Source organism: Devosia pacifica, from assembly GCF_014652635.1.
Lineage (GTDB): Bacteria > Pseudomonadota > Alphaproteobacteria > Rhizobiales > Devosiaceae > Devosia > Devosia pacifica.
This window is the reverse complement of sequence record NZ_BMZE01000001.1, coordinates 828357-842436: the sequence shown is the minus strand read 5'-3', so window position 1 is coordinate 842436 and position 14080 is coordinate 828357. Positions and strand designations below refer to the sequence as shown.

At 60.4% G+C, this 14080-nt stretch carries 13 protein-coding genes; 9 read left to right on the top strand and 4 right to left on the bottom strand.

Going from position 1 to position 14080, the window contains the following annotated elements; all coding sequences use genetic code 11:
- Positions 1-52 precede the first annotated feature (52 nt).
- Positions 53-1417 carry a cytochrome P450 gene (locus tag IE127_RS04295; protein WP_189423720.1) on the top strand — a complete coding sequence of 455 codons (1365 nt, stop codon included), beginning with the start codon at positions 53-55 and terminating at the stop codon, positions 1415-1417.
- Here IE127_RS04295 and IE127_RS04290 read toward each other — a convergent pair whose 3' ends face one another.
- Entirely contained in the window at positions 1418-2284 is an 867-nt protein-coding gene (locus tag IE127_RS04290; protein ID WP_189423718.1) for an alpha/beta fold hydrolase, read from the bottom strand.
- A gap of 118 nt (positions 2285-2402) precedes the next feature.
- On the opposite strand from IE127_RS04290, the gene IE127_RS04285 reads away from it, so the two are divergent.
- The 3 genes from IE127_RS04285 to IE127_RS04275 all read left to right on the top strand — a co-directional run bounded on the left by IE127_RS04285 (position 2403) and on the right by IE127_RS04275 (position 4930).
- The gene (locus IE127_RS04285) at positions 2403-2945 is read left to right on the top strand and encodes a methyltransferase family protein (protein WP_189423717.1); all 543 of its coding nucleotides are present in this window, start codon (positions 2403-2405) and stop codon (positions 2943-2945) included.
- 96 nt (positions 2946-3041) lie between these two features.
- On the top strand, positions 3042-4718 hold the full coding sequence (locus tag IE127_RS04280; protein WP_189423715.1) for a Na/Pi cotransporter family protein: 1677 nt from the start codon (positions 3042-3044) through the stop codon (positions 4716-4718).
- Positions 4715-4930: a SlyX family protein gene (locus IE127_RS04275; protein WP_189423712.1), complete on the top strand. Its 216-nt coding sequence runs from the start codon at positions 4715-4717 to the stop codon at positions 4928-4930. Before IE127_RS04280 ends, IE127_RS04275 begins: the two co-directional genes overlap by 4 nt.
- On the opposite strand, the gene IE127_RS04270 is transcribed toward IE127_RS04275, so the two are convergent.
- From IE127_RS04270 to IE127_RS04260, 3 genes are read right to left on the bottom strand one after another with little or no spacing between them, the layout of a single operon-like run.
- Positions 4931-5968, bottom strand: a complete 1038-nt coding sequence (locus IE127_RS04270; RefSeq protein ID WP_189423710.1) for a response regulator — start codon at positions 5966-5968, stop codon at positions 4931-4933.
- A gap of 2 nt (positions 5969-5970) precedes the next feature.
- Complete coding sequence (locus IE127_RS04265; RefSeq protein ID WP_244639923.1) at positions 5971-6417, bottom strand: response regulator; 447 nt, start codon at positions 6415-6417, stop codon at positions 5971-5973.
- A complete protein-coding gene (locus IE127_RS04260; RefSeq protein ID WP_189423708.1) occupies positions 6414-7907 on the bottom strand; it encodes a sensor histidine kinase in 1494 nt (497 codons plus the stop codon). The genes IE127_RS04265 and IE127_RS04260 overlap by 4 nt, the downstream gene beginning before the upstream one ends.
- 265 nt (positions 7908-8172) lie before the next feature.
- Between IE127_RS04260 and rsmH the strand changes: the two genes are divergently transcribed.
- From rsmH to IE127_RS04235, 5 genes are read left to right on the top strand one after another with little or no spacing between them, the layout of a single operon-like run.
- Positions 8173-9126, top strand: coding sequence for a 16S rRNA (cytosine(1402)-N(4))-methyltransferase RsmH (gene rsmH, locus IE127_RS04255; RefSeq protein WP_189423706.1), 954 nt, complete (start codon positions 8173-8175; stop codon positions 9124-9126).
- Positions 9123-9500, top strand: a complete 378-nt coding sequence (gene ftsL / locus IE127_RS04250) for a cell division protein FtsL (RefSeq protein ID WP_189423704.1) — start codon at positions 9123-9125, stop codon at positions 9498-9500. Before rsmH ends, ftsL begins: the two co-directional genes overlap by 4 nt.
- The gene (locus tag IE127_RS04245; RefSeq protein WP_189423702.1) at positions 9500-11206 is read left to right on the top strand and encodes a peptidoglycan D,D-transpeptidase FtsI family protein; all 1707 of its coding nucleotides are present in this window, start codon (positions 9500-9502) and stop codon (positions 11204-11206) included. Before ftsL ends, IE127_RS04245 begins: the two co-directional genes overlap by 1 nt.
- A gap of 24 nt (positions 11207-11230) precedes the next feature.
- Complete coding sequence (locus IE127_RS04240) at positions 11231-12679, top strand: UDP-N-acetylmuramoyl-L-alanyl-D-glutamate--2,6-diaminopimelate ligase (protein ID WP_189423700.1); 1449 nt, start codon at positions 11231-11233, stop codon at positions 12677-12679.
- Positions 12676-14070 carry a UDP-N-acetylmuramoyl-tripeptide--D-alanyl-D-alanine ligase gene (locus tag IE127_RS04235; protein ID WP_189423699.1) on the top strand — a complete coding sequence of 465 codons (1395 nt, stop codon included), beginning with the start codon at positions 12676-12678 and terminating at the stop codon, positions 14068-14070. The genes IE127_RS04240 and IE127_RS04235 overlap by 4 nt, the downstream gene beginning before the upstream one ends.
- Positions 14071-14080: the final 10 nt, after the last annotated feature.

The window sequence follows — 14080 nt, the reverse complement described above, 5'->3', positions numbered from 1 at the left end:
GGCGAACAGGCCACTACTTGCTGAGGCCACACATAATCCCAGCGGGTCGGAAATGACGGCAGTCGAAGCGCCTTCGCACGAACAGGCAATCACACCGACTGGCCCAAAGGGCCTTCCGGTTCTTGGACATATGCTGGAGATGGGGCGCGACACGCTCGGATTTCTGGAACGCAGTGCGCGCGAGCATGGGGATGTCACCGCGCTGCGGCTGGCGACCTTTCCAGCAATCCTCGTCAACAATCCGGATCTTATCGAGCAGGTTCTGGTCAAGCAGCACACCAAGTTTACCAAGAACCGGGTGTTCTGGCGCCAGCTCAGCGCGCTTTTGGGCAACGGCCTGTTCACCGCGGAAGATTCCGAGTGGCAGCGCCAGCGGAAACTGGCGGCACCGGCATTCGCCACGCGACCGCTCGAGAGCTATGCACCGCATATGGTCTCCATTGCCGAAAAGCATATCGGTGCCTTCGAGGATGGTGCGGTCATCGACATGCACCGCGAGATGATGGCGCTGGGGCTCTTGATCGCCGCGCAGACGCTGCTCGATGCCGATGTGTCCGACTATCTCGATGACATGGAGAAGGCCGCATACTGGGTGATCGACGAAGTGGCCGCGCGGTTCTCCCGACCGGTCGTCATTCCCGACGTCGTGCCGCTGCCGGGTCACATACGCTATCGGCGCGGCATCGATTTCATCGAAAAGATGGTCTACCGCATCATTGCCGAGAACCGTGCGGGCAAAGGCGCTGAAAGCGGGTTTCTGGCGTTGCTGATGGGCGCGCGTGATGAGAACGGGCAGGCGCTATCCGACAAGCAGTTGCGCGACGAAATCTGCAACATGCTGCTTGCCGGTTACGAAACATCGGCACTCAGCATTGCCTGGGGTTTCCATCTGCTCGGCCAGCATCGGGACATTCAGGACCGGATCGCCGCCGAGGTGAAGCGCGTTGTCGGCGATCGGTCCGTCACCCACGAAGACTTGCCGAATCTTGTCGAGACCGAGCATGCGGTCATCGAGATTTTGCGGCTCTTGCCCCCCGGCTGGGCAATCGGGCGCGAGGCCCGGGAGGATGTACGACTTGGCGCATATCACGTGCCAAAGGGGACCACTGTGATCCTCAGCCCTTGGGTGACGCAGCGTGATGCGCGCAATTTTGAAGACCCTTTGAGTTTCAAGCCGGAGCGGTGGGCGGGCGATTTCCGCCGCAAGCTGCCTCGCTTCGCATACTTCCCATTTGGCGGTGGGCCGCGCGTGTGCATCGGCAATCGGTTCGCGATGATGGAGGCGATGCTGTTGCTGGCGACCATCGTGCAGCGTTTCGATGTCGAGCGCCTGACCGACCGGCCGGTGAAGTTCCTGCCCTCGATTACACTGCGGCCGCAAGGCGGGATCTGGGTGCGCTTGAACCGTCGGCGCTGATCAGGCGCGCCGATGCAGCTCGACGGGCGGCGTTGCGCGTTCGTGGATAGCGACCTCTGCGGCGAAACGGTGCAACAGCGTGTTGAAGGCATACGGCCTGTTGCGGAAGGGCGCGTGTCCTGCGTCGGGCAGGATATGGCACATGCCCTCCCAAAGATTGCGATATTGCAGACCGGCGAGGTAACGTAGCCGCACCACAGGTTCATCCGAGCCGTTCACGACGGCGAGCGGTATGGGGGAGGTCTGAACAACGGTCTTCTGGTTGGCGCCTTCTCCGCGCATCAGACTGCGGTTCACCCGCGTGCGCATCGCCCCATCAGCACGAAGAACCGCTGCAACGTCGTCGGGTGTGGCGCCATCCTTGAAGCACAGGCGCGCAAAGCGCTCCGCATCCTTGCTGGTGTAAACTGCCTTGGATGCGAGAAGCATGTCCCAGTGAGCCTGAAAACCTTTCAATGCGGCGACCGGACCGCGTCCGATGGGCGCCGCACCTGATATCATCACCCCTGAGAGCATTTCCGGGTGCCGGCTCATCAGCTCAATCGCGATGTGTCCGCCAATTGACCAGCCGAAGACCGCAACGCGTTTGATGCCGCTGGCCTCAAGTACAGCGGCCGTCAGCTCTGCGAGCGCCGGTAAAGTGTATGCCTGGTCTACATCTTCACAGTCATCGGACTGTCCGTGGCCGGGCAGGTCGAAGGCGATCAGTCTGAAATGATCCGCCAGCGGGCTTGCGAACTGACGCTGGAACACGAGGCCATCACTGCCCAGTCCGTGAAGCATCAACAGTGGCGGACGATCCACGAGTGTATCGTGTACCGCTATCCGGCCAACGCGCGTATCGAAATATGTTGCCTTCGCGTGCATGAGTAACCTCACCATCAGGAACTCATACTAGGCCCGAAAGATATACTGGGAGTTTCAGGTTTCGGTTAAGCAAGTGTTGTAATGTCGGATCGATTCCGACCCAGCAACGGACCGATGCATGACACTCGATCTTTTCGTAACACTCGTTAGTGCCGTAATTGTCGGTGCTTATATGTGGTCAGTCCGGGGACATTTCGCCTCGGAGGGGATGCCGCGCGGGGCATTGGTCATCGCATTGATCGTGACGGCCAACACCATTGTCCTGCTGGCGCTGACATGGCTGTTGCCGCAGCCTGCCTGGGCTCAAATTCTCGGTATCGCGATCGAAATTGCGAGCGGGTTGCTATTCGTCTGGGCGATCATGTCGTCTCGCAAGGCCCGGCTGAAGTTCGTGTTTGATCCGGAACACCCTCACGGGCTCGTCGAGAGCGGGCCATACCGGTTTGTCCGGCACCCGTTCTATGTTTCCTACATCGTCTTTTGGACAGGCTGGTCTATTGCGACGTGGTCCGCATGGTCGCTGATCGGTCTTGTGGTGGTCATCGCTCTTTATGTGCGGGCTGCGCGCATGGAGGAGAACAACTTCGCGGCGACGCCGATGTCGGGTGAGTACGCATCCTACCGTCAGCGTGTCGGCTTTTTCTGGCCAAGGCTGCGCTAGCGGAACTATTGTTACATCTTTCGCTTTCGGTAGTACGCAGGTTCTCAAATCGGCGCCTGTCGTTCTTTCCAAATTCTGTGAGGTGTATCCGCGCAAATGAACCTTTATCTCGTGCTCTTGCATCTGGCTGGCGCCATTACTTTACTATTGTGGGCCGTTCGCATGGTCCGGACCGGCGTCGAGCGCAGTCAGCAACCTGCACTGAAAAGGCTCTTGCGACGGAACGGCGGCGGTGGCCTGCGCGCGGCTGCCATCGGCGCGGCGATTGCTGTGCTGCTGCAGAGCTCAACAGCGGTAGCAATGCTGGCAGCCGGGTTCGCTGCCGCTGGAACGCTGACACTTGCGACGGGATTGACGCTGATGCTGGGGGCGGATCTTGGATCTGCGCTCGTCGTTCAAATTCTTTCGGTAGAACTGACCTGGCTTGTGCCGCTCTTGCTGGTTGCGGGCGGTTGGGCATTCTTCAGGGGCGGTTCCCGCAAATTCCGACAGGGTGGTCGGATCCTCATGGGGATCGCGCTCATCCTCGTCTCATTGCAGATGATTGGAGAAGCGACGGAGCCGTTGCGGGCATCGGCGTTGCTGCCGGGCGTAGTCGGTTATCTGGCGAGTGATTTCGTCACTGCGTTTCTGATAGCTGCAGCATTCACCTGGCTTGTCCACTCGAGTGTGGCCGCAATATTGCTCTTCGCAACGTTCGCGGTGCAGGGGCTGGTGCCCTCAGAGCTTGGCGTGTCGCTTATTCTCGGCGCAAATGTCGGCGGTGGGCTGATCGCGATGGGCCTGACCCGCAACAGCGTCGTCGCAGCGCGCCGCATCGCACTCGGCAATCTGGTGTTCAGGGGCTCGTTCGCTGTAGCTGGACTTCTTGTCTATCACTACCTGCAGCCTTCGCTCACGCTCTTGGGCGGCGAGACAGCGCGACAGATGATCAATCTGCACCTTGCCTTTAACGCGCTCCTGCTGGCGCTCTGCCTGCCACTGACCGGGCTGATGAGCCGGCTGGTGTCGCGGCTGATCCCTGAACACGAGCAGCCAGAGGAAGCGCAGCTGGTGCTGACGAGCAGTCGGCTCGACCGGTCCGTGATATCTCAGCCGACGCTGGCGCTGGCCAGTGCGAAGCGCGAGTTGCTGCGCATGGCAGAGATCATCGAACGGATGATCACGCCGATGATGGATCTCTACGAAACGGGTGATCCCGTTCAAATCAAGCAGGTCAAGAAGCTTGAGGAAGCGGTTGATCGGGCACAGTCCGATATCAAGCTGTATCTGGCCCAGATCAGCTACCCTGAAGATATGCGTGACGAGGCGCGCCGCGGGCAGGAGCTGGCGAATTTCGCGATAAATCTCGAATATGTTGGCGACGCCATCTCGAAGACGCTGGTGAAGCTTGCAGAAACCCGCCGCGACCAGAACTTGAAGTTCTCCGCCGCCGGTTGGCGCGAACTCAACGAGCTGCATTATCGGGTGATGCAGAATATGCAATTGGCGCTCAACGTGTTGATGTCCGAGGACCCGGAATCAGCCCGGCTGCTGCTCGAGGAAAAGGATGCGATGCGTTCGGCAGAGCGGGCAAGCGCGGTGGGGCACTTGCAGCGCCTGAGGGATGGCGCTGCGCAAAGCATCGAGACCAGCAATATTCATCTGGAAACGGTACGTGCACTCAAGACCATCAATTCGTTGTTCGCGAGCGTTGCGTATCCAATCCTGTCGCAGAACGGCGACCTGCTCGACAGCAGACTTGTCGAACAATCATCGCGGGGTGAAATGTGAGCGGGGATATCGAAGCGAGGCTCGAAGGGCTTGAGGTTCGCGTGGCCTATCAAGAGCAGACGATCGACGATCTCAACAAGGCGCTTTCCGAGCAATGGCGGACCATCGATGCGCTAAAGAGGAAACTCTCTCAGCTTGAGGAAGAAGTGGCCGAAGCTGAAATCTCTGCCCGAGCCGAGGGGGCGGTCGAGCGACCCCCGCCTCACTACTGATCAGAGTTCGATGCTCAGTATGGCGCGCGTGCCCTTGTCTTTCGCGGCGTAGGACACGGTGGATCCAATGTTGGTGGCCATCGACTTGATGAGCCTCGTGCCAAGCCCGGTACCCTGAATAGGTTTGTCGTCGCTCCAGCCGACGCCATCATCCTCGATGATGAGATGCGCAACGCCATCGCCTTGACGATTGAGCAGAATGCGCACTTCGCCCTCCTCGCCATCGGGGTACGCGTATTTGAAGGCGTTAGTGACCAGCTCGGTGGCGATCACGCCTACCGAGACGGCCTTATCCGTGGGGATGCGGATGGCCTGCAGGTCGAGAAGAAGTCTGGCATTCGAACCTTCGGCGGAGATCGAGGTCTGTAGTTCTTCGATAAGCCCGGTCAGATACTCGCCAGCATCGACGAACCGAACATCGTCCGAGGTATAAAGGCGACGATGAACGCCTGAGATCGCGGAAATTCGCGCCTGTGTTTCGGCCAGGGCGTCTTTCGCGGCGGCCTCAGAGACAGCATGAGCCTGCATGCGCACCATCGCGGCGACCATCGACAGACTGTTGGCAACGCGATGGTTTACCTCGCGCAGCAGTAGCTCGGCGCGGTCCTTGGCTTCCACCAGTTCCGCCTCGGCTCGCTCCTTGGCACGCATCAGCCGGGCACGCTCCACGGCCTGATCGATGGTGCTGCCCAACAGTTCAAGAAAATCGTCCGCAATGCTTTTCGACACGTAGTCGAATGCACCGGCCTTGAGCGCGGAGACGGCCACCGCGGTTTCTGCCGAGCCGGTGACGTAGACGACGGGCGGTGCGCCGGGTGCGTCCTTGAGCTCTGCCAGCACGTCGAGGCCGGTGCCGACCGGAAGGTAATGGTCAAGGCCCACGACGTCGATCCCGCCTTCACGTATCCGCGCAAGGCCGGCTTCGGCGTTATCGACATGCTCGACACCATAGCCGCGCCGCTCAAGCGTACGCTGAACCAGCCGGGCCAGTCCGGGGTCATCGTCGATATAAAGAACCTTGATCGGACGGTTCGGCATCACTAGTCGGTTTCCGGCACCTGCATGACAGAAAAGAACATGCCGAGCTGTCGAATGGCGTTGGCAAACCCGTCATAGTCGACTGGCTTGGTGATATAGACGTTCGCGCCGAGATCATAACAACGCTGAATCTCCCGCTCGTCGTCGGTCGTCGTCAACACAACGACGGGCGTGCGGCGGGTATGGACGTTGTTCTTGATCTTTTCGAGAATGGCGACCCCGGTCATGTCGGGCAGGTTTAGGTCTAGCAGCACCAGCAGGTGTCGCGAGGCGCTGACCTGTCCTGATCTGTCTTCACCGAACATGTAGTTGAGGGCGCTCGTACCATCGACAAACGGAATGATCTCGTTGGCGACGCCGGCGCGACGAATGTTCTTTTCGATGAGCCGCGCGTGGCCTTCATCGTCCTCGATCATAACGATACTGACGGCCTGGGCCTGGGTATTCATGCGGCGTTACTCCTGACTATGGCACTGAGGTCACGGGCAAGAGCGACGCGGAACGTCGTACCTCGACCGAGTTCAGATTCTACTGTGATGTCGCCACCGAGGTTGCGGACCAGGGTGCGCACATGGGCGAGGCCGATCCCCTCGCCAGCCTGACTTTGCGCACCTGAACGCCGGAACAGCTCGAAGACCCGTTCATGATCCTCCGCCGCGATACCGCGGCCATTGTCTTCCACATCGATGAGGATGCGATTTCCTGGAGCCTGATTGGCGGTGATATGCACGCGCAAGGGACGCTCCGGATCGGCATATTTCACGGCGTTGTCAAGCAGATTGCCGAAAATCTGTTCGAGCGCAAGCCGGTCCGAGACAAGAGAGGGCAGGTCCGGCTCGACCTCGATCTCACCACCTTGCTCGGCAACCTGGTGGTGGATAGACGATGTTACCACCTCGAGAAGGTCCGAAAGCTCAATCTCTTCCGGCCGGACGGGTCTGCGACCATCGCGCGAGATCTTAAGAATGGCGTTGATCAGACCATCCATCTTGCGCGTCGAGCTTCTGATGAAGCGAAGAGCCTCGGGGACATCGTCTTCGGCGGCAAGACGGGCCTCCTTCTCGTTCGGGTCGTCGGTTGGTTCTACCGACTTCAAATAGCTCTGGATCGGGGCAATGCTGGCTTCAAGCTCGCTGGTAAAACCCATGATATTGACCAGCGGTGCACGCAGATCATGGGTAACAATATAGGCGAAGCGCTGCACCTCTTCGCTGGCGCGCGATAGTTCGCTGGTACGGTCGGCGACACGCTCCTCGAGTCGTATATTCGTTGTTTCCAGCTCTCGCCGCGTGCTGACGAGCTCACGTGTGTAGTTCAACACCGTCCAAACAGATCCGCCAACCACGGCGAGGATGACGAGGGCGCCCAATATTGTCACCAGCCGCAGAGCGTTGGCCGCATTGCGCTGGTCGATAACGCCTTGGTTCAGTCGCTCATCGGCCGCCGATATGATGGCGCTGAACAGTTCGCGCGCCGAGTCCATGATCTCCTTGCCCTCGTCGGTCTTGACGAGCGTGATCGCTTCTTCGAGCTCTCCTTCGCGCGTCAACTCGATCGTCGTCAGGGCTTCCTCGAGCTTTTGCTCGATTCCCACGCGAAGCGCCGCCAGCGGTTGTTCAGCCTGCGGATATTGGGAAAGCGCACCCTCCAAACGCGATAGGGCCGGCAGCACTCTTTGCATCGCAGCTTCGTAGGGCTCGAGATACTGTTCCTCGAGCGTGAGCATGTAGCCACGCTGACCGATCTCGAGGTCCTGAAGTGCCGAGCGCAGTTCCGTAGTGGCGGTGCGGGCTTCGCGTGCCTCGACCACCTCGTTGAAATAGGTCTGCGTACGTTCAACCAGCCATATCGTTGTGCCGACGATTGCGAGAAGGGCGATCAGCCCCGCAAGCAGTAGAGCGGCGGTGGCACGAACAACTGTCGTATTGGAAATCGGCATGCTGGCTCATCACAGTCTCTGTTGCTCCTAGATCGCCTGAAAGCCGGGGAACCGCAATAGGCTGGCGACCACTGAAACAGCTTCGCAGGTGCTTTGAGCGAGAGTTTTCCGATGCTGAAGCCGCATGGGAAACAGAATCTTAAGCGTCGACCGGCACACTGCGGCTTTGAGATCGCCGGCGGCGTACATACCAATCGCCGGTAGTGGAGTAGCATCAAAAATGGGCAGGCGTTAAGTGCCCGGTCATGCCAGCCAGACACCGCACATGTCGGTATTGCTCGATGAGGTCGTCGCGGCGCTGTCGCCGCTCGACGGATTGCGGGTTGTCGACGGCACGTTCGGCGCCGGTGGTTACTCGCAGGCGCTGCTGGAAGCTGGCGCCGAGGTCGTAGCCATTGACCGTGATCCGAGTGTGCGACCCCATGTCGAGCGATTGGCCGAGGCTCATGCCGCGCGCTTCAGTTTCGTCGAAGGGCGCTTTGCCGAACTCGACACGCTTGTTGACGAGCCGTCGCGCGTCGACGCGGTGGTGCTGGATATCGGCGTGTCCTCGATGCAGCTCGACGATGCGGCGCGGGGGTTTTCGTTCATGAGAGACGGACCGCTCGACATGCGCATGGGAAATACCGGGCCAAGCGCTGCCGATCTGGTGAACGAACTCGATGCAGAACCCCTGGCCAATATTCTTTTTGCCTTTGGCGAGGAGCGCCGTTCGCGCCGCATCGCGCAGTTCATTCTCGCAGAGCGGGAGCGGGCGCGGATCGAGACAACCGGTCGATTGGCCGGCATTGTCGAGAAGGCTATCGGCCGCAAACCAGGCGACAATCATCCGGCCACGCGCAGCTTCCAGGCGCTGCGCATTGCGGTCAACCGCGAGTTCGATGAACTGGTTGAAGGTTTGTTCGCTGCCGAGCGTCTGCTCAAGCAGGGAGGACGGCTGGCCGTCGTGACGTTTCATTCGCTCGAAGATCGCATCGTCAAGCGCTTCCTTGATTCCAGCAAGACGGCTGGGCAGCAATCGCGGCACCTGCCGCAGGCCGAGCCCGTCGCGTCCCGCTGGGAGGATGTCGCAAAGCCACAAAAGCCCGGTCGCGAAGAGCTGCAGATGAACCCGCGTGCGCGCTCCGCAACGCTGCGTACCGCCGTGCGAACCGGGGTCGAAGCGCGGGCAGTGGACTATGCCGGTCTTGGAGTTCCGGTAGCGCGAGGCCTCACATGATCAAGACGCTCAACGCAGTTCTGTTGGTGGTATGCGGATTGGCATTTACCGGTGTTTATGCCCTCAAGTTCGCTATTCAGCACGAGGCGACGCAGATAAGTCGGCTGGAAAGCCATATCTCCGATCAGGAAGCCGAATTGTCGATGCTGAAGGCCGATTGGGCTGTTCTGACCCAGCCCGGGCATATCGAGCCGGTGGTCATCCGCCATCAGGAAACGCTTCAACTGGCTGAGGTGGAACCCGAGCAGTTCGGCCGCTTCACCGACCTTCCCATGCGCCCGGCAAAGCCCGATGCGCATGCAATGGATGCCCTGTTCCAGGCGCTGGAAGTGGGTGTTGATCCGATTGGTGCCCTTCTCGAGGAGATCGACTGATGGCGCTCGCTACGGCCGGTGGTCCGCAGATTGCAATCGATGGCACGCGAAAGGTACGTGGCAGCCTGACGCAAGGCCGTATCCGCTGGATGCTGCTGGCAATCGTTCTCGGGTTCGTCGTTGTGGGCGGCCGCCTTGTGCAATTGGGGATGGTGGAGACCGATACCCGAATCGAAGGGCAGGCGCGCGATGTCATTCAGGCAACCCGCCCGCCTATTCTCGACCGCAACGGCGCCGAGATGGCCGTCGACATCCGTGTGCCGTCGCTCTACGCCGAGCCGAGACGGATCATCGATGTAGATCAGGCCGCCGAGAGCCTGTTGACAGTGATGCCCGATCTCGATCCCAAGTGGCTGCGTGACCGTTTGACAGGTGACGAAGGGTTTGTCTGGATCAAGCGCGAGCTGACGCCTGCGATCGAACAGCGTGTCATGCGCCTCGGTATTCCCGGCATCGATTTCATCACGGAATCCAAACGCTTCTATCCCGCCGGACGTGAGGCATCGCATGTCCTAGGATCGGTTAATGTCGACAATCAGGGTATTGCCGGCATCGAGATGCATATGGACCGCGAGAACGTGGCATTGCTGCAGGAGCTGGGACTTGCGCGCGGCAACGCGCTGGCACCGGTTTCTCTGTCAATCGACATGCGGGTGCAACATGTGCTGCATGAACAGCTCGTGGACGCGATGGAGCGCTACCAGGCGATAGCCGCAGCCGGCGTGATTCTCGACATCCACACAGGCGAGGTGCTGGGTATGGCGTCTTTGCCGGATTTCGATCCCAACGAGCCGGCCACAGCACTCGAAAAAGGCAGCTTCAATCGCATAACCTCGGGTATTTTCGAGCTTGGTTCGACGTTCAAGACGGTGACACTGGCGGGTGCACTCGACAGTTCGAGAGTTGCCATCACCGACCAGTTTGATGCCCGTTACGGTGTCCGTTTTGGCCGTTATACGATCGACGACTTTCATGGCAAGCACCGCATCCTCAGCCTTCCCGAGGTCTACAAGTACTCTTCCAATATCGGGACGATCCGGATCATGCAGCAGTGGGGGAAGGACAATTTCCGCGCCTTCCTCACCGAGCTTGGCTTCGACAAGCGGGTTCCGTTCGAACTGCCGGAAATGCGCGATCCGGTCGTGCCGAAGGAATTTTCCGAAGTGGGTGCGGCGACGGCATCGTTCGGGCATGGCCTGAGCGTCAGCCCTTTGCACATGGCAACCGCCGTTTCTGCGTTCACGAACGGTGGCAACTACATCACCCCGACGCTTTATCATCGCTCCTCCGAGGAGGCGCAGTCGCTCTACAGGCCCGTCATCTCAGAGCAAACCAGCGATGCAGTGCGGTATCTGATGCGGCTCAACGCACTCGAAGGGTCGGGCAGCCGCATGGACGATATTGCGGAGGGATATCGCGCCGGCGGCAAGACCGGAACCGCGGAAAAAGTTGTCGATGGTCGCTATTCCTCCTCGAAGGTTCTGAACATATTCGCGTCGGTTTTCCCGCTGGATAATCCGCGCTATGCAATGGTGATGATGGTGGACGAACCGCAGCGGGAAAACCCGCAATCCGGCACGACCGCCGGCTGGAATGCGGGTGAAATGACCGGGCGCGTGATCAAGCGCATCGCCCCCATGTTGGGTGTCGCTCCCGATTTCAGCACCGCCGTTGACACCAACCTTGTGCCGCCACAGCTGCGCTAGGCAGTCAGAATTGGGAGACCGTTTGTGTCCTTAAGCGTAACGCAACTGCTCGAAGGCTCGGGCGCCCGGCCCAAGAAAGGCCTGGCGCCGGTTTTTGGCATTCAATCGGATAGTCGCCTGCTCGAACCCGGTGACGTGTTTTTCGCGCTTCCGGGCGTTAAAGCGCACGGCATCGACCATGTCGAGGAAGCCGTTGCCCGCGGTGCGCTTGCAATAGTCAGCGATCGTGATCCGGTTGGTGATGTCGGCATTCCCGTGATCAAGGTTGCGGATGTCCGCGCGGCTTATGCGCGCGCCGCATCGCGCGTATATGATCCGCAGCCGGATGTGGTGGTTGCCGTTACCGGCACGAACGGCAAGTCCTCTGTGGCTTCGTTTGTACGGCAGATCTGGGACTACTCGGGTCTTATGAGTGGCAGTATCGGCACTCTCGGCGTCGAGACGCGGCGTGGTCTCCGCCCCGGCAATCTCACCACGCCGGATGCGCGCACCTTGCACCAGAACCTGCGCGCGTTGCGGGCTCAAGGGGTGAATTACGTGGCGCTCGAGGCCTCAAGCCACGGGCTGGACCAGCGTAGGCTCGACGGCATCTATTTCGAGGCGGTCGCTTTTACCAATCTGAGCCGTGACCACCTCGATTATCACGAGGATATGGATGCCTATCGCGACGCCAAGCTGCGCCTCTTTGATCAGCTTCTGGTCGACGGCGGCGCTGCCGTGGTCAATGTCGACGATCCGTCACACGAGCCATTCATGTTCTCGGCCCTCGGGCGTGGCTCGACGCTGCTGACTGTCGGGCGCGAAGGCGCTTATCTCGAGATCATCAAGATCGAACCCAAAGGGTATGGCCAGAGGGTCGAAGTGCGCCATGTCGGGGAGAAACACGAGTTCTTCCTTCCCTTGACTGGTGAGTTTCAGGTGTCGAACGCGCTGGTCGCGGCGGCGCTGGCGATGTCAACGGGTGTCGACAAGGCGGACGCCTTTCCAGCTCTTGAGCGGCTGACCGGTGCCAAGGGCCGTCTTGAACTGGTGGCCGAGCACAATGGTGGGGCCGTGTTCGTCGACTATTCGCACAAGCCGGTAGCGCTGCAATATGCCCTGGAGGCCCTGCAGCCTTACGCCACCAATCGCCTGCATGTCGTCTTCGGGGCGGGCGGAGACCGGGACAAGGGCAAAAGGCCGATGATGGGCGAGATTGCAGTTCAACAGGCCGATAACGTCATCATCACCGATGACAATCCGCGTACCGAAGATCCTGCCGCCATCCGCAAAGAAATTCTGGCCGCCGCGCATGGGGCCCGGGAAATTGGCGACCGCCGTGAGGCGATCATGGCCGCCATCGCTGAAATGCAGCCGGGTGATGTGGTTCTGGTGGCCGGCAAGGGTCACGAAGACTATCAGATCATCGGCACGACGAAGCACCACTTCTCGGACCACGAGGTTATAGCCGAGGCCATCAAGGCAAGCGCGTGAGCCCGCTCTATTCGATCGACGAAATCGTTGCAGCCACGAGCGGCGAGGCGCGCCGCGTCGAGCGCTCTGGGATTGGGTCCATCTCCATAGATTCCCGCGATTTGTCCGAGGGCGCACTATTCGTCGCGATCTCGGGTGATCGGTTTGACGGGCATGATTTCGTGGATGATGCCGTACAGCGTGGCGCTGCGGCAGCGCTGGTGTCGGCGGACCGGGCCGACAGTGTCGACAGTCCGCTGATCGTAGTGCCGGATGCCCTTGAGGGCCTGGTAGCGTTGGGCCGTTACGCGCGGGAGCGCAGCGTGGCCAAAATCGTTGCGGTCACCGGCAGTGTCGGCAAAACAACGACCAAGGAGGCGATCAGGATCGCCTTGTCGGGCTCGGGCGCGACACATGCCGGGGTACGCAGCTTCAACAACCATTGGGGCGTGCCGTTGACGCTGGCGCGTATGCCCCGCGATACGGCCTATGGCGTTTTTGAGATCGGGATGAACCATGCCGGCGAGATAACGCCGCTGGTGCAGCAGGTGCGCCCGCATGTTGCGGTGATCACGACCATTGCGCCTGCGCATATCGAAAATCTCGGGTCCATCGAGGCGATCGCCAGAGCCAAGGCCGAGATTTTTTCGGGCGTGGTGCCGGGTGGCGCCGTCCTCATCAATATCGATCACGATCAGCGCGACATTCTTCTGGCAGAGGCTTCGCGCGCCGAGGTCGACAACGTCGTGACCTACGGATTCGCGCAAGGTAGCGACTGGCAGATCACTGATTATGCACAGGATGAAGCAGGGTCTGAACTGACGGTTCGGCACCATGGTGTCGACCATCGGCTGCGCATTGGCGCCGCAGGCCGACATATGGCCAGCAACGCGGCCGCAGCTCTTGCGGCCTCGGCGCTTTGCGGGGCCGAAATCGGCGCTGCAGCCGAGGCTCTGCAATCGTTCGGCGCGCCCGAGGGGCGGGGGCAGCGGTTTCTGCTGGGGCCGGCAGAGGCAAAGCTTGTGCTCGTCGACGAGAGCTATAACGCCAATCTGGCCTCCATGTCGGCGGCTCTCGAAGTGTTTCGAGACCTCACACCGCCGGGCGGCCGCAAGATCGTCGTACTTGGCGACATGTTGGAGCTTGGCGCACACAGCGCGCAGATGCACCGCGATCTTCAGCACCCGCTGGCTGCAGCCAATCCCGATGCTGTCTATCTTGTAGGCCGGCACATGCAGGCTCTTGCCGACGTAATCGGCCCATCAGGCGTTGCCGGACACGCACACTCGGTCGGGGAGTTGATCACGCCATTGCTCGACAGTCTTGCCTATGGCGACGCAGTTATGGTCAAAGGGTCAAACGGCGTTGGACTTGGGCGGATGGTCGAGGCCATTCGCGCACGATTCGGATAACGCTGGCCCC